The following is a 21,247-nucleotide window of genomic DNA, read 5'->3' on the forward strand; positions in this document are numbered from 1 at the left end:
CGCAGGCTTTGTTTGAAAAGCCGCGAAATTACTTGTCGAGTCTGAGTAGCCCTACTTCTGGAACTGCCCGAATTGTAGCTCGTACAGTTCGTCTTCTTTCCCACTCTCAATTTTCAAATCGGAGCGGGGATAAGCAACGCAGAGTAGTACATAGCCTTGTGCCTGAAGCTCTGGACTGACGCCCATGCCATCCCCCTGTTCTACCTTGCCTTCTAGAACCTTAGCCGCACAGGTAGTACAAACTCCTGCATTGCAAGAGCTGGGCAGGTCTAACCCAGCAGCATAGGCAACCTGAAGGATCGTTTTATCCTCTGGCACTTCAAGGATCTGAGTATTGCCTTGATCGTAAATTTCAACTTTATGTGTCTTGGACATGAGCAGCAATGGCTAGAGGGAATGCTTCCCCACGGAAACTAAACTTTCTCTATTGTTCCATGAATCAATTAGCTACTCACCCCGGTCAAACGACAATGCTAGAAATGAGAAACCCCAGCTTTGAAGGAGCTGGGGCTGAAGGAATTTTCACGTTGTCTTTGTCTTAAAACGAGTAGAAAGTAAAGGCTCCAACAATCACTGTGAAGACAACAGCACTCAAGATGTTGTTGAAGAGTCGCCCTACTTCAGGATTATCTCCCAGCGCCGCATCGTTACGACCAGCGGTAAAGAACAACGACCAAGCTTGATTAGCAGTGATGGGCGCAAAGTTGTTGAAATCAGTGTTAAAGACAGTCGGCGCAAACTGATAGCGGGCATCAAAGTCAAAGTCAGTCTTCATAACCGAACTCCTAAGTATTGGAAATAAGTGTCTGAAACTTTTCTTTCTTCAGGTTTAGCTGACACTCAATGCAGTCAGAACCAGCAGGGTGACAAACAAAGTAGCGATCGCGCCTTGAAAAGCGTAGCGACGCTGCTGCTCAGGTGAAGGGGATTCGGCAACGTACACCGCAGGCTCGGCTGCATAGTTGTTGAGGATGCCTCTTTCGTCGGTGGTGTATCTCATGGTTGTTTGTCCTGGTTAGTTGTCTTGCTCTGTAAATCTTGAATAACTTAGCTGACACCCAATGCAGTCAGAACCAGCAGGGTGACAAACAAAGTGGCGATCGCGCCTTGAAAAGCGTAACGACGCTGCTGCTCTGGGGAAGGGGATTCGGCAAAGTACACCCCAGGCTCAGCTGCATAGTTGTTGAGGATGCCTCTTTCGTCGGTGGTGTATCTCATGGTTGTCTTTCCTTTGTTTCTCTATGTTAACTATTGTAACAGTATGTAAAGAAATTGCAACAATATAGAAACTTTTTGCTATTAGCTTTGCTTTGAGCAGCGATAGGTGCTGTTTAAGTGTGTCCATCTGTTCATGCGAGCGCATTCAACAAAAAAAGCGCCTGAGTAATCTCAGACGCTCTGTGTAAATTAAATTGAAAAGTTAAATCTAGCCTTGTAACGCTTCGGCACCGCCGACGACTTCCAGAATTTCCTGGGTAATTGCCGCCTGACGCGCTTTGTTGTACTTCAGGGTAAGAGAACCAATTAGCTCCTTAGCGTTGTCGCTGGCGTTGTTCATCGCCGTCATCCGTGCTGCTAGTTCGCTCGCTGCCGACTCTTGCAAAGCCCGCAGTAACTGGTTATTCAGATACAACGGCAGGAGGGCATCGAGAATCTGCACGGGATCTTGCTCGAAGATCATGTCCCGTGGAAACTCTCGAACTTGGGTAGAGACTTTCTCCCGCGTTACCTCAAAACCGCCACCGCGAGTTGTGAGGCGGAAGATTTCATCATCTCTTGCTTCTAGTCCTTGCGTTGTCAGCGGTAGCAAGGTTTGCACCACTGGGCGAGAGCTGATCAAGGAGACAAACTTGGTGTAAACCAATTCAATCCGGTCTACGTTCTCTGACAAGAACAAGGACAGCAGTTCGTCAGCGATTCTGGATGCTTCTGCTGCTGTAGGAATTTGCTCTAAGCCGGTGTAAGTAGCGTCAATAGGCTGGTCGCGACGCTGGAAGTACTGGATGGCTTTGCGCCCTACCAGCACAAATTTATAGTCCCGACCTTCGGCTTGTAGTTCCTTGGCGCGGTTTTCTGCACGACGGATGACGTTGGTGTTGTAGGCACCGCAGAGACCGCGATCGCCTGTAATGACCAAAATTCCTACAGACCGAACTTCCCGGTTTCTCAACAGAGGCAGGTTAGCTTCTTCAAACCGCAGACGGTTTTGCAGACCGTAGAGAACCTGAGCGAGGCGGTCGGCAAACGGGCGAGTGGCAGTCACCTGTTGTTGAGCGCGGCGCACTTTGGCGGCGGCAACTAGGCGCATTGCCTCGGTGATTTTTTTGGTGTTTTTGACCGACTGAATGCGATCGCGAATAAATTTTAGATTTGCCATAGTTTTGTCCGGTGTCAGTTGTCCTTTGCGAGTGGCTAATTACGAATAGCTAATTGCGAAGCGCTGCTGATTACAATTAGCTATTCGCGCTTAGCTATTCGCTTTGGACAAGTTACGCCATCGCCATGAAGGTCTTCTTAGCTTCACCGATCGCTTCCTTGAGAATGCCTTCCGCATCTTCTGTCAGCTGCTTCTCTTTGCGGAGGATTTCCATGTACTTCGGCTTGCTGTTTTTCAGGTAATCCCGTAGCGATCGCGCAAAAGGAGCCACCTTTTCTACAGGAATATCATCCAAATAGCCATTCAAACCTGCATACACAACTGCCACTTGCTCAGCCACTGATAGCGGTGAGTATTGCGGCTGCTTCAGAAGTTCCCGCAAGCGCTGACCCCGCGCCAACTGGTCTTGGGTTGCCTTATCCAAATCCGAGGCAAACTGAGCAAAAGCTTGCAGGTCGTCAAACTGGGCTAACTCCAGCTTTAGCTTACCAGCCACTTTTTTCATCGCCTTGGTTTGAGCCGCTGAACCCACCCGTGACACGGAAATACCGGGGTTCACTGCCGGACGCAAGCCAGAGTTAAATAGGTCGGAGGTCAAGAAAATCTGACCATCGGTAATCGAAATCACGTTGGTGGGAATGTAAGCGGAAACGTCCCCAGCTTGGGTTTCGATAATTGGCAGCGCAGTCATGCTGCCTTCACCCAGTTCTGTACTCAGCTTTGCCGCACGCTCTAGCAAACGGGAGTGGAGATAGAACACATCCCCAGGATAAGCTTCCCGTCCGGGCGGACGACGCAGCAGCAGGGACATCTGGCGATAAGCTTGGGCTTGCTTGGAGAGGTCATCATAGATGATCAGCGTCGCTTTGCCCTTGTACATGAAGTATTCTGCCAAGCTAGCGCCCGTGTAGGGAGCCAGATATTGCAGGGTTGCTGGGTCGTTAGCGTTTGCTGCTACCACAATGGTGTAGTCCATTGCGCCTCGTTCCTGAAGCACGTTCACGACTTGGGCGACGGTAGAAGCTTTTTGACCGATAGCGACGTAGACGCAAATCACGTCTTCTTCTTTCTGGTTGAGGATGGTGTCAACCGCGATCGAAGTTTTTCCGGTTTGTCTGTCACCAATGATTAGCTCCCGCTGACCCCGACCAATCGGAATCATCGCGTCAATAGCGGTAATGCCGGTTTGCATCGGTTCGTAAACCGAGCGCCGAGCAATAATTCCCGGTGCGCCTGATTCAATGAGGCGGGTTTCTGTGGTGTTAAGGTCTCCCTTCCCATCAATCGGACGAGCGAGAGCATCCACAACACGACCAATCAAGGCTTCGCCCACTGGTACCTGAGCAATCTTGCCGGTGGCGCTCACAGAGCTACCTTCCTGGATGTTGCGACCATCGCTCATTAGCACCACGCCCACGTTGTCTTCTTCTAAGTTCAGGGCGATGCCAACGCTACCGTCTTCAAATTCCACCAGTTCCCCGGACATGACCTTGTCTAGGCCATAAATCCGGGCAATCCCGTCGCCTACTTGCAATACGGTACCCACGTTAGAAACACTAACATCTCGGTCGTATTGTTCAATTTGCTGCCGAATAATGCTGCTAATTTCGTCAGGTCTGATGCTGATCATGGTTACTTGTTAAAGGAGGAAAGGGTTTGTGTTAAAGGTTGAAGGTTTTAAGGAGAATCCCTTCTCGAAGGGTAGCTTAAAGGTTGAAGCTCTCTATTTTGGCGGTGGTAGGTTGAAGATTAAAAGTTAAGAATTGAAAATTTCACTTGCTTAACTTACCAACATCCAATTTGAAAAGTTCCACCGACAAATTGCTTACCCTTCCAACTCTCAACTTTCAACTTTAGGCGGCACTGTTCAGGCGTATGCCAATACGGCGCAGTTGTCCTCGCAAACTGGCATCCAATACCTGAGACCCCACTTTGATGATGACACCACCAATTAAATCTGGATCGAGTTTGGTATCGAGTTCTACTTGCTGGGCACCGCTAATCGCTTTGACTTTTTCACTGATGGCTTGCTGCTGGGCATCCGACAGTTCCACCGCTGAGATAACTTCTGCTAAAACAGTCTGATTCAGCTTCCGCTGAAGTGCCTGGAAGTGTTTGCAAATTCCCTCTAGGAATAGGATACGTCGCCTCTCTACCAGCAGCATCAAAAAGTTGAGGATGTAGGGGTGAAGCCCGTCGCCAGCAATTTGCTGCAATACGGCTTTTTTATTTTCAGCGCTGACAATTGGATTTCCCAGAAAACTCTGTAGATCCTCAGAGCTTTCGAGAACTCCCAACAAAGAGCGCACATCTTCGCCAAACCGCTCTGTTTGGTTCTGTGACTGAGCCAAGGACATCAATGCCTCTGCATACGGCTCTACGATTTCACCGCTAACCATACTACCTTTCATCAGCGACCTCCTACACTAGCGATGCTGCTATCAATTAATTGTTGTTGAACAGCATCATCCAATTGGCTCTTGAGTTGCGATTCAACGCGCTGCAACGCCATTGCAGAAACTTGCGCTCTGAGTTCAGCGATCGCTCGCTCCCTTTCGGTGTTCAAATCGTCAACCGCTGTTTTTTGCAAGCGTTCGACATCCTTCGCTGCTTTCGCCAAAATGGATTCTCTCGCTGCCTTAGCACTTTCTTCAGCATCTTTGCGGATTCGTTCTGCCTCCGCTTGAGCCTGAGTTAATTTCTGTTGGGCATCAGAGAGTGCAGCTGCTGCCTCTTTCTGGCGTTGCTCTGCTTCTCTAATCGCCGTTTCAATCCTTGAACGACGCTCGCTTAGGATATTTCCTAATAAGTTACGTCCAAAGTAAAACAGTACACCAATAAGAATTGCCAGGTTAATTAGATTGGCTTCAAAAATGTCCGGATTTAAACCGAAACCATGATGCCCCTCTGCCTCTGCTAATTCAGCGCCAGCTGAGTGAGCCACCTCGGCTAATAAGAAAAAAGTCCCCATGATACCCATCCCATTGAAGTATGAAGTTGGTCATTCGTCATCAGTCATTGGCTTTGGTCTAATGACTAATGACTAATGACTAATGACAGCTTTTCCTTCAAGCTCTCTATCTATTGACCAGCTGCTGTCCTAATATTTTTTCCAGAATTTGGCGACTCAGTTCGTCCACCTGGGTTTCTAGAGATTGCAAGGCTTCTTGCTTTTGCTGTCCAATCTCTAGAGACGCCACTTCTCTTTTTGCAACAGCTTCCTGCTGTGCCTCAGCTATTTTTTGAGCGCCTATTTTCTGAGCATCGGCTTGAGCATTTGCAATCAGCGCTTGAGACTGCCTGCGGGTATCCGCTAGCTGTTGCTCATATTGCTTTGCTAACTGCTCAGCTTTTGCCAAGCGTTCTCGCGCACCCATCTCATTCGATCTGATGTAATCGTCGCGCTCGTCTAGCACTTTAGTCAGTGGCTTATAGAAAACCACATTTAATACCGCTGCCAATAGCAGAAACTGCACTGCCATCAAGGGCAAGGTAGCGTCGAAATCAAACATTTCTTCCCTCTTTATGCTTGAACAGCAGTTTTAATGGCAAGCAAAATTATCTCACTTGTCATATTCTCTATACCCTCTAGGCAAGGGGTTCAACTTACATCAACAGGACTGGAAACTAAAAACTTTGTTTTAGTAGAGACGTGCTTTACCACGTCTCTACTAAGAACAAAAAATGTTAAGCGAAGGGGTTAGCAAACAACAGCACTAGGGCAATCACCAGACCATAAATGGTAAGGGATTCCATGAAAGCCAGGGTCAACAGCAATGTGCCGCGAATTTTCCCTTCTGCTTCTGGCTGACGAGCAATACCTTCGACTGCTTGACCAGCAGCATTTCCTTGACCGATACCAGGGCCAATTGCAGCTAAACCAATTGCAAGAGCAGCAGCCAGAACTGAAGCAGCAGAAACCAATGGATCCATGATTATTTCCTTACCTTGAAGTACAGAACAAACAACAGAGAGTTTGGAGTAGAGACACGGCAATGCCGCGCTCTTACAAGTGTTGAGTTTTGAGTCAAGATTTTTAATCTTAAATCTCAAATCTCAAATTCTATCAACTGAGGGCATCCCGAATGCGATATGGAAAAGGAGGGATGATTTTATTCATCTTATATCCTTCTTCCTTACCTCTAAAAAAGGTCAATGCTCCTCATGCCCTTCATCACCATGCCCCTCCATCGCTTCATGAATGTATGCAGCTGCTAAGGTGGCAAACACTAAAGCTTGAATGGCACTGGTAAATAGCCCCAACGCCATAACTGGCAGAGGAATAAACAGGGGAACCAGTAGCACTAATACTGCTACTACCAGTTCATCCGCCAGAATGTTGCCAAATAAACGGAAGCTGAGGGAAAGGGGCTTTGTGAAATCTTCTAAAATGGCAATGGGTAATAGGATCGGTGTCGGCTCAATATACTTTTTAAAGTACCCTAAACCCCGCTTGCTAAAACCTGCGTAAAAATACGCTAAAGAAGTTAGCAATGCCAGTGCCACTGTGGTATTGATGTCATTAGTGGGAGCTGCTAGTTCTCCTTCTGGAAGGTGAATTAGCTTCCAGGGAACTAATGCGCCAGACCAGTTTGAGACAAAGATAAACAGAAACAGCGTGCCAATAAATGGCACCCACGGACGGTATTCTTTCTCGCCAAGCTGGTTTCTAGCCAGATCTCGAATGAATTCTAGAGCATATTCCATGAAGTTTTGGATACCTTTAGGAATTCTCTGAATATTCCGAGTTGCAGCTAACGAGGCAAGCAGAAGAATACCAATAACAACCCAGGAAGTTAGAAAAACTTGCCCGTGAATCTTAAGATTTCCCACTTGCCAATAAAGGTGATGACCAACTTCTAGTTTGGCGAGAGGGAATGAATTAAAGGCGGAAAGAATACTTAGCATTTCCATTCAATGAGGGTTCTCCAGGGATTAAAGAGTGGAGAATTCTAACACTGTCCAACCTATCGAGCGTCCGGGGGAAACAAAGTCCGAAGCATATAGACGATGAGGGAGGCTTTATAAGTCAGAAATCCCAAAAAAACGGGCAGAATCTGTAGCTTATTCACTTGGGTTGCGATTATAATCAACCCAATAAACAGAGCAAACCGAGTCTTACTCAGACGCTGTTTCTCTGCGCCAAGTCGCTCAACGTCTTTAGCCAACATCCTCAAGTAAACCACACATGTGCACGCCCCTATCAAGTAATTCAGGGCAATGTTGAGAGAGTAAAAAATCCAGACGGAGATAAAAATAATCCCGCTCAAAGCAAGTGTAGTCAGCAACAACTCTTGTTGAAGTTGGTAGTACTCTTGCATGGAGCCATCTGGTTCTGATACAGGCGAACCAGTTTGTGGTAACTCCTCGGTGGTCGGCGTGGTTGTTTGAGATTCGTTTGACAAGTTCACAACTGATGTGTTTCAGCTTGTGCTATTTGGTCTGACTACTACAGGTCAGAACCAAACATTTTGAATATACCATGCAGAGGTAACATTACTTAAAAAAGAATTAAGTCGATGTCAGCAAATTAAAAGGTTCTCTCTGGTAGCGATCGCATTCATGCTCATGAGTTCTCATCCAAGAAGCATTTTTCGCATTCATGCTCATGGGTTCTCATTTAGGAAGCATTTTAGGCATCAGCGTGGGTATCGCCCCGCCCCTGGTTGTAGCAGCTTGCGGCGATTTTCCCTCGCTTTTTACTCAGCTTCCCCAATCAACGTGTATGCAGCCCAAGCACTGGGTTGGTTGGGATATTGTTTCATCGTCGTCAGCATGGCATTTCGCAAAGCTTGCGCTTTATCGGAGTTTTGTTGCAGATTTTGATAAAATTCGGTCATCAACAAGGCAGAAGGATTATCCGGGATTGCCCACAAAGTGACGATGACACTGGGGACACCCGCAGTAATTAAAGAGCGAGACAATCCAATCACGCCATCGCCAGTCAGCTTACCTCGCCCAGTGTCGCAAGCACTCAAGACAACTAACTCGGCATTGAGCTTGAGATTGAGGATTTCGCTGGCGGTGAGCAACCCGTCCTCTTGACCAGAAGGAGCCAGGGCGATCGCTCCCGGTACTCCGCTACGCTGAAAATCATCCAGCAAGCCGTGAGTCGCCAGATGAATCATTTTTGCTTTAGACATTTGCTGGACAACCGCAGATTCATTGGCAGAGTTGCCAATGAGAGCTTTGGTATTAAGTAGAGTAGCGATCGCTAAAGCTTCCCGTTCCGCACCAGGGAGGGTTGACAATTTTTGAGGCGATTCTCCCCGCTTAGCATAATCGCCCAAATGATGATGAACAATGCCCAAATTATTTAGAACGTATGACTCTCCCTCGCGATTGCCGAGGGAACGATCCACAGCTAAACTTTGTTGATAGAACTCAATCGCTCGTGTATAGTCACCCAACGATCGATAAGCTTCTCCCAAATTGTTAAGAACCGCCCCCTCTCCCTTCTTATCGGCGATTTCTCGGTAAATCTTCAATGCTTCTTGTCCAGACTGTAAGGAAGCTCTAAATTGACCCTTCTTTTGCTGCTCAATCCCTTGCTCTAGCAACCGATCGTCTTCGGCTTCTCGCTCAGCGGGGGTTTGAGCCAACACCTGAGAATTTTGGATGAATTGCCAATCTACAGTTGGAAATCCCAAATCGACACTCACAATAGTAGCTAGGAAGGTGATGAAGGCGCGGAGTCCGATTTGAGAGCGCATAGCGATTTTTCGAGAAGTGTGCAGCGACATCTACTGTCTTAGCCCACACGGAAATAGGGCGTCTACAACACTCCTATTGGATTGGTCAAAAACCGAGCCGCAGAGGACACAAGAGAACACTCCAAAAACAGAAGTGTCAAGGAGCAATCGCCTCGCCATCGGTTTGTGAAGCCACAAGAATCATTAGATGGGTACAGTAGCGCTCTGGGTATAGTAGCGATCGCTTTCCTTGGCTGGTTCTATCTGGCTGATTTTTAATCTCAGGTGGTACGTCGGCAGCTAGAGGTTACAAAAAGCAAACTTGCTTAACTTGAGTAGTAGGATACGCATAGTTAAGGAAGTATTAGTCAAATGAAATTTAAAACCCAGTGGCTGATTGGCATCCTGGGATTAACTGCCCTCATCAGTTCCCCAGCCGTAGCTCAAAACACACCGTTACAAGACTTTTTCAATGGTCTCCCCCCATATACGGGCGATGACGTTGTTGAACCCCGCAACCCGACTGGAAATCGGGAAACCTCTAACGATGATAGAGAGGTTGGGGAATCAACTCAGAATGCGACACCTGCAACCAATCGCAACTTAACAGAACAAGAAAACAACAATCCTAATCAGTCGGAAAGCCAGTTACAAAGAGATGCAAGACCCACGAACCAGCCCTACCAGCCAGGTTCACTAAGGTAGTTATGCAAGTTATAATCATGCCCTCAGCTTTTATTTACTCTAAGTAAAGGTTGATGGCTTATATTTTTATAATTGCATTTTTTACACAACTGATTCCCCTAACTTTCTCTTAATCAAGGAAGTTAGGGGAATTGTTTTTTGTACAGAGGTTCAGATGTGCGACTTCTCTAAGCAGTCGCGAATCCCGTCTTCAAGAATCATTTACAACTGCTATATCTCCTATTGTTTTAGGGGCAATCGTCTCCATTAGCAATGCCAGCAAAACTTGTTCTTGACGATATCAAAATATTCTTTGATGCTGAAAAAATGCTTAAAGGCGTACAATCACGTCTTTCCCATTGCCGGTTCTATCTGAATTAATTTTTTTGTTCAAGTTTTACAGAAGTCACTAAAGGATATAAACTGGAAACTTCGTTTAATTTTGGTGGTTATATAGACTACAGGTAACTGTAGTTGAGGAGGTATTGGTTAAATGAAACCTCAAACTCAAGGGTTAATCTGCATCATTGGATTAAGTGCCTTTATCAGTTCACCAGCCGTGGCTCAAACCTATCGGCTTGAAAAATTCTTCAATGGCACTCCCCCCTATGATGGTGACAGCCTTAACAGTGCGCGAAATCCTATAGGAGATATGGAAGCCTTTATCTATCAGGAGGCTAAACCGATTATTACGATTGAGTTTGAAGCAGGAGATGAAGCGCCTTCTGAAACACCTGCTGAGACTCCAGAAGAACCCCAAAATCAAATCCCTGCTGAGACTCCTGCGGAAGTCCTAGAACCAACGCCTGCTGAGACTCCAGAAGAACCCCAAAATCAAATCCCTGCTGAGACTCCTGCGGAAGTCCTAGAACCAACGCCTGCTGAGACTCCGGAAGAACCCCAAAATCAAATCCCCGCTGAGACTCCTGCGGAAATCCCAGAACCAACGCCTGCTGAGAGTCCAGACGACAACAACGAAGAGCCAAAACGAGAGATCATTTGGGAAGCAGAACCAAGGAACCCGCAGCCAAACCAGGGTAACTAATGTAAGGCAAGCTGAATTGATATATGAAATATTGGCAATGGGAATAGGTAATAGGGAATAAATCGTCACGAATTTCCTATTACCCATTAACAATTAGCGGTTTGTTAACTCGATGCCAGCATAATTAGCTGTTGTTTCAAGAGCGATCGCACAAGATCCAACTCCAACGAAACACTCGCCAAAATTTCTTTTATGCTTCGACGTTTTTCTGAGTTAACATCACACGCTTGCAAAAATTCAAACTCTCCCTCTGACAAATTGACAATCTGATAATCGTAGTTAAACAGACAGCGGCTAGGCCATCCATCCATGCAGGGGTTTCGCGCTGGAATAGCTGCTAACAGCGCCTCATCCGATGACCAATCTGCTTTGGATAGGGGAGGACGTGCTAGGAAAAATTCGTAGTGAGTGACTGCTTCTGGGTCTAATAATTCGATTAAACGATAACGTTCGCGATCGCTCAAATTTTTTGCCCGTTCGAGCAAGTCTGGATTTTTCCCCAAGAGTCGCTCTAATTCCCAGTTTTTGGGATTAGAAAAACCAACAAAATCCAAACCTGAAGCATCAATGAGTTCAAAAAGAGTGTCGATGTTGTAGTCGATTTCCTGGGGATGAACGTACATATCTGCAAAACACTCATCCCGCTGATTTTCTAAAGACCAGCGCTCTTTTTCTCGCTTGACCAGTCGATTATTTTCTGGCAAAGCGGCAAATATTTGACGCCCCACCTGAACGCCATCGCGGTAGTCGCCTCGCCGTTCGCCTTGAAGCAGTGCGATCGCTTTTTGCATCAACTGGATTTCCCAGCGCCCCAGCTCAGCATAAACGAAAATATGCATCAAGCCTCCCGGCGCTAACTTCGCCACTAGGGATTGAATTCCCCGAATCGGGTCGGGCAAATGATGCAAAACCCCAACACAATTGATTAAATCAAACTCACCCGGTAGTTCCTGCGCGTCATACAAGCTCTTGTGATGAAACTCGACGCGATTTGCCCCGGAACGGCGACAACGCTCTCGTGCCACTTCCAAAGCGCCCGAACTCAAATCAATTCCCACCACTTGAGCAGCCGGATTGAGGTGAACCAGGTACTCTGTTCCTACACCCGTGCCACATCCGGCATCTAAAATGCGGACATCCTGCTTTTGGGGTGTTTGATTGGTGCAAAAGTGATAAGCAGCTAGCCAATTCCAGCGCCAGTTGTAGCCGGGAGGCGGACTATCCAGCAGAGGTTCTGGTGGAAAAGGGTAAGTATCGTAAAGTCGTTGGACGGCGGAACTGATATCCTGCCTGATTTCCATATCACGTTAAAGGGTAAAGTTAGAGATGTCCGGGCAGGTCATCTGTAGCTAGACGGCGTCTTAAGTAACAAAACTTATCGCTCTTCTCAGGGAATCTGCCGCCATTTAGTATTATGACCTTGTGAACACCTAGATAGGGTTCTACACACTTTTTAACAAACCAGTCTGAGAAGCCCGAAAAGTTTTAATCTAAAAACTGAGCTGATTAACCCCAGGCAGTTAAAGGATAAAGGCTCAAAGATGAACGCTGAGATGTTGAAGGCGCAAGAATGAAGTTGATAAGCCATAAGCCGTAGGGAAAAAGCCACTTTCTCCGGGTCAGTCGCTCCCGTGGCGGTTGGTTAACTTTAATCCCTCAACCTTCACAATTCATCATTCATCAGTGGCACTCTGGTCATGTTTAACGCAGTGACGATTTAGATAGGGAGCTTTTGAGATCCAATGAGTGTTAAGGCAAGTGGTGGAAGCTCAGTTGCGCGTCCGCAACTATATCAAACAGTACCAGTTGCAACTATTTCGCAAGCGGAACAACAAGACCGCTTCTTAGGGAGAGGTGAGCTGGATGAACTGAAGAGCTATTTCAGTTCCGGCAGCAAGCGTCTTGAGATTGCTCAAACGCTCACCCAAAATGCAGACCTGATTGTGTCCCGTGCTGCCAACCGCATTTTCGTCGGGGGTTCCCCGATGGCTTTCTTAGAGAAGCCTCGCGAACCCGAATTGGTGACGGCTAACGTTCCGGATGTCAAACAAGGGATGGCGCTGGGAAATGTCACCTATGTGGAAAGCAGCGGTGGCTTTTTGCAGGGGTTGCGATCGCTCTTCAGCGCAGGCGGTGGCGGTCCTACCCCAGCTGGTTTCCGACCGATCAACGTTGCCCGCTACGGTCCGGGCAATATGCAGAAGTCGTTGCGGGACTTATCCTGGTTCTTGCGCTACCTGACCTACGCAATTGTTGCCGGAGACCCCAATATCATCGCGGTTAACACGCGGGGTTTGCGGGAAATCATCGAAAATGCTTGCTCCGGCGAAGCGACAATTGTGGCGTTGCAAGAAATGCGGGCAGCCGCCTTGGGTTATTTCCGGCGCGACGAGGAAGGGACAACGATTGTCAACCAGTACTTTGAAGTGCTGATTAGCGAATTCCGCGCCCCCACCCCCTCCGACAAAGTGCGGCAGCGTCCTTCTGGCGATCAGCAAGGTCTGCAACTGCCCCAAATTTACTTCAATTCAGCCGAGCGGCGTCCCAAGTACGCCATGAAGCCCGGTTTGTCATCTTCGGAAAAGCAAGAAATCATCAAAGCCGCCTATCGGCAAGTCTTTGAGCGCGATATTACTCGCGCTTACAGCCTTGGCATCTCTGACTTAGAATCTAAGGTCAGAAATGGCGACATCTCGATGAAAGAATTTATCCGCCGCTTGGGTAAATCTACTCTTTACCGCAAAAACTTCTACGAGCCATATATCAACAGTCGCGCTCTGGAACTGGCATTCCGTCACTTCCTGGGTCGTGGCCCATCCAGCCGTGAAGAAGTCCAAGAATACTTCTCCATCGTTTCCAGCAAAGGTCTACCCGGTCTCGTTGATGCCCTGGTGGATTCTAAGGAATATTCCGACTACTTCGGCGAAGAAACCGTGCCCTACATCCGGGGTTTGGGTCAAGAAGCGCAGGAGTGTCGCAACTGGGGACCGCAGCAAGATTTGTTGAACTACAGCGCGCCTTTCCGCAAGGTACCGCAGTTCCTCACCACATTTGCTGCTTATGAGCGACCGCTGCCCGACCAACATCCGTATGGTTCCGGCAACGACCCCTTGGAAATTCAGTTTGGGGCAATCTTCCCTAAAGAAACCAAAAATCCCAACACCCGTCCTGCTCCGTTTGGTAAAGATACTCGTCGCATCCTGATCCGCCAAGGCCCAGGAATTGACAACCAACTGAGCAACCCAGCAGCTCGTCCCAAAGCTCCGGGTTCCTTGGGTCCGAAGGTGTTTAAACTGGATCAACTCCCCGGCCCAGGTGGGAACGGCGGCACATCCTTCAAACGGTATGTGAAGAATTCCAGCGTTAAATACTCCGAAAGTTCCACCCAAGCGGTGATTAAGGCAGCCTACCTGCAAGTATTCGGGCGGGATGTCTATGAAGGTCAGCGCCTCAAAGTGGCGGAAATCAAGCTGGAGAACGGCGAAACCACAGTGCGGGAGTTCATCCGCGCTCTGGCTAAGTCTGACTTGTTCCGCAAGTTGTACTGGACTTCGCTGTACGTTACCAAGTCGATTGAATACATCCACCGCCGTCTGTTGGGTCGTCCCACCTATGGACGTCAGGAAACTAACAAGTATTTTGATATTTGCGCCAAAAAAGGCTTCTACGCCCTGGTTGACGCGATTATCGATAGCCCCGAATACAGCGAGTCATTTGGGGAAGATACGATTCCTTACGAGCGCTATCTGACACCAGCTGGAGTCAGCTTGCGTAGCCTTCGGATTGGCAGCATTGCCGACACAGCTCTGAAAATTGAGAAGCAAGAAACCCCTCGTTTTGTGGAACTCGGTCAAGTCACGCAGCTGCGGACAGAACCCGACATTCAATTCCGCATCAACCAGGGTGTCAGCAAGAAGCGCGAGCAAACCAAGGTCTTTAAGCTGACAGAAACCAACGACAAAGCGTTGGTGCAAAACACAATCCGGGCAGCATACCGGCAAATTTTCGAGCGCGATATTGAACCCTATATCGTGAAGAACCAATTCAGCGACTTTGAAAGCAAGCTGCGGAATGGTGAAATCAACCTCAAGGAATTTATTGAGGCGTTGGGAGGTTCAGACCTCTACATCAAAGAGTTCTATACTCCCTACCCGAACACTAAGGTGATCGAGTTGGGTACGAAGCACTTCTTGGGACGGGCACCCCTAGACCAAGTAGAAATTCGCAAGTATAACCAGATCCTTGCATCTGAAGGGCTTCGGGGCTTTGTGGGCGCAATGGTGAATAGCCCAGAGTATGCCCAGGCGTTCGGAGAAGATACGGTGCCTTACAACCGCTTCCCGACCCTGCCAGCGGCAAACTTCCCGAATACCGAGAAGCTGTATAACCAACTGACCAAGCAGAATGATGACTTGGTGGTTCCCAGCTTCAAGCCGGTGCAGTCGCGCATGGATGTGGCGAAGATGCCGCTGATGGGTAAAGCGATCGCAGATATCGCTGCAAAAGCTCGTCAGCGCGACATGAGTAAGCCGCTGTTTATCGAGTTGGGTCGTTCCTTTACCAACGGTGACGGGCAATCCGTTGAAGTTGGAGTTGGGACATCGCGGCGTAAGCCTGCTCGAATTTACCGGATGAACCCAGGAATGAACCAGGGTGAATCTGCACAGGTGATTAATGCCATCTACTGTCAGGTGATGGATATCTTCAGCGGTCAAGTTCCTGGGGAACTGCGCCGTTCGGATCTCGATAGCAGACTCCGCAACGGTGAAATCTCGGTGCGCGAGTTTGTGAAGAGTCTGGCGAGTTCCGAGATCTATCGCCGTCGCTTCTATGCCCCCTATCCCAACACCAAGGTGATTGAGTTCCTGTTCCGGCACCTGCTGGGACGCGCACCCGCGACCCAAGGTGAAATCCGGCAGTACAACAAACTGCTGGCAGATAGCGGCTTGAAGGCGGCTGTAGAGGCAATGGTGGATAGTCCTGAGTATGCCCGTTACTTCGGCGAGGATGTGGTGCCTTACAACCGCTTCCCGTCACTGCCAGCGGGTAATTATCTGGGCAGTGTGAAAGCAGCAGCTGACTTGGTGAAACAATCCTGGTCAGATATGTCGCCTTCCTACATCGGTAATCGCTTGAGCCGATAAATCCGAGAGTCGGGAATGGGGAATGGGTGATTTTGATGACCCGTTCCCCATTCCTAATGAATCGGAAGTTTTGCTCTGTGCTCTGGATGACGCGGGGAGTTTATCGAAACGCAGAAGCGCTCCAGAAACCAAAGAAATAGAGATAGAAGAGGCGATCGCTTCTTGTCGAGCATCCTCCAATAAGATAAATTCTTCGGTTCAAATTCCCCCAATAACCGCACTGCAAAACCTTGTCCAACTGCATTGTGGTAAAGTGGCTCATCTAGTGTCCACAACTTGAATCCCTTAAAGTTTCTGCTAAAGCTAAATAAGCAGAACAGATTAAGGCATGGAATGGGCGATCGCATTTTTATGGAGCTGCGAAGATGTGGAGGACAAGGGGGAAGAGAAGGTGATTGATGCTCAGGGGTGCAGAAATTCAAAAATCCTGACAGCGATCGCTCCCCTCCCAAGCAAGCGATCGATCTTTGATGACCAACTGACCCCACCGAGACCCGCTGCGATCGCCCTCAAAGCCCCAAAATGAGGAACAATATTAAAAAGTGTTAAGAAGAGACCTGGAATGTGAACAGAATGCCGCAAAATTATTTGCGGAAGGTAGCTGAGTCCCAGGCAGTGTGTACGGATGGTTACACTGAAAAATGCTAAAGATACCGAACAAGTATTCTTGTAGCAGTGACAGGCTTCCACATTCCTTGGCGAATGCCAGTTTCAAACCATCTGGTAAAACTTTTCTTTTGATTGGAGGAATCCACAAATGAGTATCGTCACGAAATCCATCGTGAATGCTGATGCCGAGGCTCGTTATCTTAGCCCAGGCGAACTAGACCGGATCAAGAACTTTGTGACCTCCGGTGAGCGTCGCCTCCGGATTGCCCAAACGTTGACCGACTCTCGCGAGCGCATCGTCAAGCAAGCTGGCGACCAGTTGTTCCAAAAGCGTCCTGATATTGTTTCTCCCGGTGGCAACGCTTACGGTGAAGAAATGACCGCTACCTGCCTGCGGGATATGGACTACTACCTACGCCTGATCACCTACGGAGTCGTTGCTGGTGATGTCACCCCGATTGAAGAAATCGGTTTGGTTGGCGTTCGTGAAATGTACAAGTCTCTGGGTACCCCGGTTGACGCAGTTGCTGAAGGCGTTCGCGCTATGAAGAATGCTGCTTCCTCCATGATGTCTGGCGAAGATGCTTCTGAAGCAGGCGCTTACTTCGACTACGTGATTGGTGCCATGCAGTAGGGTGTTTCCCTTCCCCTGCTAAGGATTAGAACCTGACTACGTAAGATAAGGAAACAAGAAAAATGCAAGACGCAATTACTGCTGTTATCAATTCCTCTGACGTTCAAGGTAAATACCTTGACACTGGTGCTTTGGAAAAGCTCAAGGGCTATTTCAACACTGGCGAACTACGCGTTCGTGCAGCAACCACCATTAGCGCTAATGCTGCCACCATCGTTAAGGAAGCGGTTGCTAAGTCCCTGTTGTACTCTGACATCACCCGTCCCGGTGGCAACATGTACACCACCCGTCGCTATGCTGCTTGCATCCGCGACTTGGACTACTACCTCCGCTATTCCACCTATGCCATGCTGGCTGGCGACCCATCCATCTTGGATGAGCGCGTGCTGAACGGTCTGAAGGAAACCTACAACTCCTTGGGTGTTCCCATCTCCGCTACTGTGCAATCTATCCAAGCCATGAAAGAAGTTACCGCCAGCTTGGTGGGTGCTGATGCTGGTAAGGAAATGGGCGTTTATTTAGACTACATCTGCTCTGGCTTGAGCTAAGCGTAAGCGCTCGTTCATCGCTTAAGTTTTAAGCGACTGCGTTTTGTCTGGTGAAGTCTGGGAAGTCTGGAGTGAATGCTAGCTCGTCAAAGGCTTGTCGAATTAAGTTGATAAGTTTTAGCGGTCTAGTATTGACTCTTGACTCCCAGCCTTCGGTGTCTTAATTAGATACGCCAATCCAAAGATTGATTGAGATCAAAAATTTCCTCACCACCTGACTAGGAGAAATTAACCATGCGGATGTTTAAAATTACTGCCTGTGTTCCCAGCCAGACCCGTATCCGGACTCAGCGGGAATTGCAAAACACTTATTTCACGAAACTCGTTCCCTACGAAAATTGGTTTCGCGAACAGCAGCGGATTATGAAAATGGGTGGAAAAATCGTTAAGGTTGAGCTGGCTACTGGTAAGCCAGGAGTAAATACTGGTCTACTTTAATTTGCGGAAATAGGCTTGTTTACGGAATTTTCAACATTTAGATAAGATTCAAATGCAAAGAGGTCTTAAGGACCTCTTTTTTTGTGGCTCAATAGCCGCTTTCGATAGCAATTCGTTTTATTAGGCTACACTTCGATTCCCGAAGCTCCCTTTTTCAGCAGACGCCTAGAGCGATTTTGTTGCTAGTAATTTGTGAATCGTATAAGAACTAGATTAAAAAGAGCGGCTAAAGTTTGCTAGTTAAGCATTTATTGACTTCTTGTCAAGGATTTTTCCGGAATTTCTGTTAAGCCAAATTCTTTTAGAACTCAGCGCTGTGTTTGTAATCCAGGCATTCTTCCTCGCTCTCTTCTCTCCAAGTTCTACCGCTTGTCTCACATCGATGCTGCTCGCCTATCCAAGGTATCACCACTGGATGTGTAGATGAGTAGAGTGAAGATGAGCTGACGAGAGCTAATAGGATGGAGGCGATGCCGATAAATCCTGCCAACACCAGGACAGTCAGCACCGTTATATTGAGAGGATGAGTTTTGACCTGCATTTCTAAGTAATCTCGCTCAACTTTATAGGAAATAGGGAATCGTCTCTGTAGTCTTGGGGGCTAATTGAGCTTTTTCAGCTTGCTCAATCCAAAACTCTAAGTGGTCTGCGTGATTATACGTAATAGGGGCGATAGATATTACGAAGTAATAAGGTCGCGTTTTTACTTAAACCACTGAAATTTAGAATTTTGATTCGGTAATCATACGGTTAAGTTCAATACAAAGATCGTCAGTGAAGCAATCTTCTTGAAAGCTTTAATTTAGAGGGTAGATTAATAAATTTTTGATTTAGAAAGCGATCGCCTGATGCCGTTAGATGTCAGAAAGATTTATAGAAAAGCAAAGAAAATCGGGAGCGGATGAACCGATATCGGGCAAAGCGCCTTATCATTTTGGTCGGTACCGCTGCTAATGTTGGGGAGCGAGCAGCACTCCATGCATCCGCCAGAGCGATCGCTTTGTGATTCCCTGCCGCTGAATGTTACCTATACGCCAAGTCGCTGTGAATTTACGCCAGCTAATTCCTGTTTTTAATTCCTCTGCCCAGGATTGGGCAATAGATGCCAGATTGTTGCGGTGGCTCACCTTCCTCTGGCTGTTTATCGGGTTAGTCGTGCTATTTTCGGCGTCCTATCCCAGCGCAGATGCTGAGTTTGGAGATGGGATGTACTACTTCAAGCGCCAAATCATCTCAGTCATCCTGGGGCTAGTAGCATTTAACCTGGTGGTGAACTTCCCCCTACGTTCTGTTCTAGAAATCGCTGATTGGTTTGTCATACTCCTGTTGGGAGTGATTTTCATCACCCTGATTCCAGGAGTGGGAACCACCACCAATGGCGCAACCCGTTGGATAGCCTTGGGGCCATTTCCACTTCAACCCTCTGAGTTGATCAAGCCGTTCCTGGTGTTGCAAGGCGCTCGGATTTTTGGGCATTGGGACAGACTAACGTGGAAAGTCCGCTTGACCTGGCTGTTTATTTTTTGCTGCGTGCTTTTGGGAATTTTGCTACAGCCCAACTTAAGTACAACCGCACTTTGCGGGATGACTTTGTGGCTAATTGCACTTGCTGCTGGGTTGCCTTATTCCTACTTGGGAGGAACAGCGCTGGGCGGGGTGCTCTTGGCGACAATCAGTATCAGCGTGAAAGAATATCAGCGTCGTCGGATAATGTCTTTTTTGAATCCTTGGGCTGACCCCATGCAAGACGGATACCAGCTGATTCAAAGTTTACTGGCAGTTGGTTCTGGCGGCACCTGGGGGTCTGGTTTTGGGCTATCGCAACAGAAGCTGTTTTATTTGCCGATTCAGTATACCGACTTTATCTTTGCGGTGTACGCAGAAGAATTTGGCTTTGCAGGCAGTTTGCTGCTGCTGTTGCTGCTGATGGCTTATGCGGCGCTGGCGCTAATTGTGGCGATAAAGGCGCAAAATCCCATTCACCGGCTGGTGGCGATTGGAGCCATGATTTTGATGGTGGGGCAGTCACTGCTAAATATTGGCGTTGCGACTGGTGTGCTACCTACTACGGGTTTGCCCTTGCCGCTGTTTAGTTATGGTGGCAATTCAATGATTGCGAGTTTGATTGCCGCTGGGCTGCTGATTCGCGTGGCGCGGGAAAGTAGCGAAGCAGAAATTGTATCTCTGCAAGGGCGTCGGGCTGCGGCTAGGCGGCGACGCCGAGAGCAATAAGTTGTCTGTCACACATCTAACATCTAAATTGCACAAATTGAAAGAGAGGTTTTAGGTGAGGATAATTTCCATTACCCACTACCAGAATTGACTGTGCCAGTTAAATGCTTTTCCCTGATGACGTTGACATTACATTGACTCGAAGGAAGGCGTTTTCCGAAGATTTTGTCGAATCGGAATCACTATGATGAATTTCGTACCATGCCCGGGCGCTGAAATACACTGCATTTGTCCACCATGTTTGTCCACGACGATTTGATAGCTAAGGGACAACCTAACCTTCGTGCCTTTGCCCTTCGTTTTCGGCGTAAAGAAGGGATCAAACAGGTGAGGGCGGACTTCCTCCGCTATACCGGGGCCATTATCTATAATCTGAATCGTCACAAAGCCACGGTCAGTTACTTCGGTATAAATCCGAATGGTACTGCGGGAGAAGTATATTTCTTCAGGCGATCGCTTATGGTCATACTCCTCCAAAGCATCAATCACACTCGACAGCACATTGATAAATGCCTGGTTCATTTGACCTGCATAACACTCTACAGGAGGCAGCTTGCCATACTCTTTAACGATCTGAATGCCCGGATAGTCAGCCTTGGATTTCAGCCGGTTGTTCAAAATTAGCAGAGTGCTGTCTAGCCCATCGTGAATGTTCACTGGCTTCATCTGAGCCTCATCCACGCGAGAGAAATTCCGCAATGACTAGACCTCCTGCATGAATCAGGAGGCATGTGCCAGTTCGTAGTTCAGCAAGCCAGCAATTAGGTTTAAGCGCAAACCAAATCTCTGCCTGCGATTGCGATAACGTCCTGAAAAAATGCGAAAAATCTTGAAGCGGCGAATC

The 21,247-nt window shown here is 47.9% G+C and carries 25 protein-coding genes and 1 pseudogene; 9 read left to right on the forward strand and 17 right to left on the reverse strand.

Features of this window, described 5'->3' with window-relative positions; genetic code table 11:
• Nucleotides 1–51: 51 nt before the first annotated feature.
• The 13 genes from NDI33_RS25405 to NDI33_RS25465 form a co-directional block, all read right to left on the reverse strand.
• Nucleotides 52–375, reverse strand: a complete 324-nt coding sequence (locus NDI33_RS25405) for a 2Fe-2S iron-sulfur cluster-binding protein (protein ID WP_190679178.1) — start codon at nucleotides 373–375, stop codon at nucleotides 52–54.
• A gap of 163 nt (nucleotides 376–538) precedes the next feature.
• Complete coding sequence (locus NDI33_RS25410) at nucleotides 539–775, reverse strand: hypothetical protein (RefSeq protein ID WP_190411210.1); 237 nt, start codon at nucleotides 773–775, stop codon at nucleotides 539–541.
• A 54-nt stretch (nucleotides 776–829) separates the two neighbouring features.
• Entirely contained in the window at nucleotides 830–1,000 is a 171-nt protein-coding gene (locus tag NDI33_RS25415) for a ssl1498 family light-harvesting-like protein (protein ID WP_190679180.1), read from the reverse strand.
• 47 nt (nucleotides 1,001–1,047) lie between these two features.
• On the reverse strand, nucleotides 1,048–1,218 hold the full coding sequence (locus tag NDI33_RS25420) for a ssl1498 family light-harvesting-like protein (protein ID WP_190679182.1): 171 nt from the start codon (nucleotides 1,216–1,218) through the stop codon (nucleotides 1,048–1,050).
• 208 nt (nucleotides 1,219–1,426) lie between these two features.
• Complete coding sequence (locus NDI33_RS25425) at nucleotides 1,427–2,377, reverse strand: F0F1 ATP synthase subunit gamma (protein WP_190411207.1); 951 nt, start codon at nucleotides 2,375–2,377, stop codon at nucleotides 1,427–1,429.
• A gap of 112 nt (nucleotides 2,378–2,489) precedes the next feature.
• A complete protein-coding gene (atpA, locus tag NDI33_RS25430; protein WP_190679184.1) occupies nucleotides 2,490–4,007 on the reverse strand; it encodes a F0F1 ATP synthase subunit alpha in 1,518 nt (505 codons plus the stop codon).
• Between the two features lie 223 nt (nucleotides 4,008–4,230).
• Nucleotides 4,231–4,788 (reverse strand): ATP synthase F1 subunit delta, encoded by a 558-nt coding sequence (atpH, locus tag NDI33_RS25435; protein ID WP_190679185.1) that lies wholly within the window; start codon nucleotides 4,786–4,788, stop codon nucleotides 4,231–4,233.
• On the reverse strand, nucleotides 4,788–5,357 hold the full coding sequence (locus NDI33_RS25440) for a F0F1 ATP synthase subunit B (protein ID WP_190679187.1): 570 nt from the start codon (nucleotides 5,355–5,357) through the stop codon (nucleotides 4,788–4,790). The genes atpH and NDI33_RS25440 overlap by 1 nt, the downstream gene beginning before the upstream one ends.
• 97 nt (nucleotides 5,358–5,454) lie before the next feature.
• Nucleotides 5,455–5,889 (reverse strand): F0F1 ATP synthase subunit B', encoded by a 435-nt coding sequence (locus NDI33_RS25445; protein ID WP_190679189.1) that lies wholly within the window; start codon nucleotides 5,887–5,889, stop codon nucleotides 5,455–5,457.
• A gap of 175 nt (nucleotides 5,890–6,064) precedes the next feature.
• Nucleotides 6,065–6,310: an ATP synthase F0 subunit C gene (atpE, locus tag NDI33_RS25450; RefSeq protein ID WP_015112744.1), complete on the reverse strand. Its 246-nt coding sequence runs from the start codon at nucleotides 6,308–6,310 to the stop codon at nucleotides 6,065–6,067.
• A 219-nt stretch (nucleotides 6,311–6,529) separates the two neighbouring features.
• Nucleotides 6,530–7,291 (reverse strand): F0F1 ATP synthase subunit A, encoded by a 762-nt coding sequence (gene atpB, locus NDI33_RS25455; protein WP_190411202.1) that lies wholly within the window; start codon nucleotides 7,289–7,291, stop codon nucleotides 6,530–6,532.
• A 53-nt stretch (nucleotides 7,292–7,344) separates the two neighbouring features.
• Nucleotides 7,345–7,788, reverse strand: coding sequence for an ATP synthase subunit I (locus NDI33_RS25460; RefSeq protein WP_190411201.1), 444 nt, complete (start codon nucleotides 7,786–7,788; stop codon nucleotides 7,345–7,347).
• Nucleotides 7,789–8,076: 288 nt separating this feature from the next.
• A complete protein-coding gene (locus NDI33_RS25465; RefSeq protein WP_190679190.1) occupies nucleotides 8,077–9,120 on the reverse strand; it encodes a CHAT domain-containing protein in 1,044 nt (347 codons plus the stop codon).
• 321 nt (nucleotides 9,121–9,441) lie between these two features.
• On the opposite strand from NDI33_RS25465, the gene NDI33_RS25470 reads away from it, so the two are divergent.
• A complete protein-coding gene (locus NDI33_RS25470) occupies nucleotides 9,442–9,774 on the forward strand; it encodes a hypothetical protein (RefSeq protein WP_190679192.1) in 333 nt (110 codons plus the stop codon).
• Between the two features lie 472 nt (nucleotides 9,775–10,246).
• The gene (locus NDI33_RS25475; protein ID WP_190679194.1) at nucleotides 10,247–10,798 is read left to right on the forward strand and encodes a hypothetical protein; all 552 of its coding nucleotides are present in this window, start codon (nucleotides 10,247–10,249) and stop codon (nucleotides 10,796–10,798) included.
• Nucleotides 10,799–10,902: 104 nt separating this feature from the next.
• Here the strand turns inward: NDI33_RS25475 and NDI33_RS25480 are convergent, their stop codons facing one another.
• Nucleotides 10,903–12,099: a class I SAM-dependent methyltransferase gene (locus NDI33_RS25480; RefSeq protein ID WP_190679196.1), complete on the reverse strand. Its 1,197-nt coding sequence runs from the start codon at nucleotides 12,097–12,099 to the stop codon at nucleotides 10,903–10,905.
• Between the two features lie 441 nt (nucleotides 12,100–12,540).
• Between NDI33_RS25480 and NDI33_RS25485 the strand changes: the two genes are divergently transcribed.
• The 6 genes from NDI33_RS25485 to NDI33_RS25510 all read left to right on the forward strand — a co-directional run bounded on the left by NDI33_RS25485 (nucleotide 12,541) and on the right by NDI33_RS25510 (nucleotide 18,171).
• Nucleotides 12,541–15,942 (forward strand): phycobilisome rod-core linker polypeptide, encoded by a 3,402-nt coding sequence (locus NDI33_RS25485; RefSeq protein ID WP_190679197.1) that lies wholly within the window; start codon nucleotides 12,541–12,543, stop codon nucleotides 15,940–15,942.
• 22 nt (nucleotides 15,943–15,964) lie between these two features.
• A complete protein-coding gene (locus NDI33_RS25490; protein ID WP_190679199.1) occupies nucleotides 15,965–16,222 on the forward strand; it encodes a hypothetical protein in 258 nt (85 codons plus the stop codon).
• A gap of 48 nt (nucleotides 16,223–16,270) precedes the next feature.
• Nucleotides 16,271–16,468 carry a hypothetical protein gene (locus NDI33_RS25495; protein ID WP_190679200.1) on the forward strand — a complete coding sequence of 66 codons (198 nt, stop codon included), beginning with the start codon at nucleotides 16,271–16,273 and terminating at the stop codon, nucleotides 16,466–16,468.
• 231 nt (nucleotides 16,469–16,699) lie between these two features.
• On the forward strand, nucleotides 16,700–17,185 hold the full coding sequence (gene apcA, locus NDI33_RS25500; protein WP_190411195.1) for an allophycocyanin subunit alpha: 486 nt from the start codon (nucleotides 16,700–16,702) through the stop codon (nucleotides 17,183–17,185).
• A gap of 62 nt (nucleotides 17,186–17,247) precedes the next feature.
• Nucleotides 17,248–17,733: an allophycocyanin subunit beta gene (gene apcB / locus NDI33_RS25505; protein ID WP_190411194.1), complete on the forward strand. Its 486-nt coding sequence runs from the start codon at nucleotides 17,248–17,250 to the stop codon at nucleotides 17,731–17,733.
• Nucleotides 17,734–17,967: 234 nt separating this feature from the next.
• Entirely contained in the window at nucleotides 17,968–18,171 is a 204-nt protein-coding gene (locus tag NDI33_RS25510) for a phycobilisome linker polypeptide (protein ID WP_190411193.1), read from the forward strand.
• Between the two features lie 301 nt (nucleotides 18,172–18,472).
• On the opposite strand, the gene NDI33_RS25515 is transcribed toward NDI33_RS25510, so the two are convergent.
• Nucleotides 18,473–18,712, reverse strand: a complete 240-nt coding sequence (locus NDI33_RS25515) for a hypothetical protein (RefSeq protein WP_190679202.1) — start codon at nucleotides 18,710–18,712, stop codon at nucleotides 18,473–18,475.
• A 503-nt stretch (nucleotides 18,713–19,215) separates the two neighbouring features.
• Here NDI33_RS25515 and NDI33_RS25520 point away from each other — a divergent pair.
• Nucleotides 19,216–20,403 carry an FtsW/RodA/SpoVE family cell cycle protein gene (locus NDI33_RS25520; protein ID WP_190536426.1) on the forward strand — a complete coding sequence of 396 codons (1,188 nt, stop codon included), beginning with the start codon at nucleotides 19,216–19,218 and terminating at the stop codon, nucleotides 20,401–20,403.
• A gap of 129 nt (nucleotides 20,404–20,532) precedes the next feature.
• Here NDI33_RS25520 and NDI33_RS25525 read toward each other — a convergent pair whose 3' ends face one another.
• Entirely contained in the window at nucleotides 20,533–21,102 is a 570-nt protein-coding gene (locus tag NDI33_RS25525) for an ATP-binding protein (protein ID WP_242033315.1), read from the reverse strand.
• 21 nt (nucleotides 21,103–21,123) lie between these two features.
• A pseudogene (locus NDI33_RS25530) lies at nucleotides 21,124–21,247 on the reverse strand (IS5/IS1182 family transposase); the annotation flags it as partial.

It is taken from the genome of Trichocoleus sp. DQ-A1 (genome assembly GCF_039961955.1).
Lineage (GTDB): Bacteria > Cyanobacteriota > Cyanobacteriia > Cyanobacteriales > FACHB-T130 > FACHB-T130.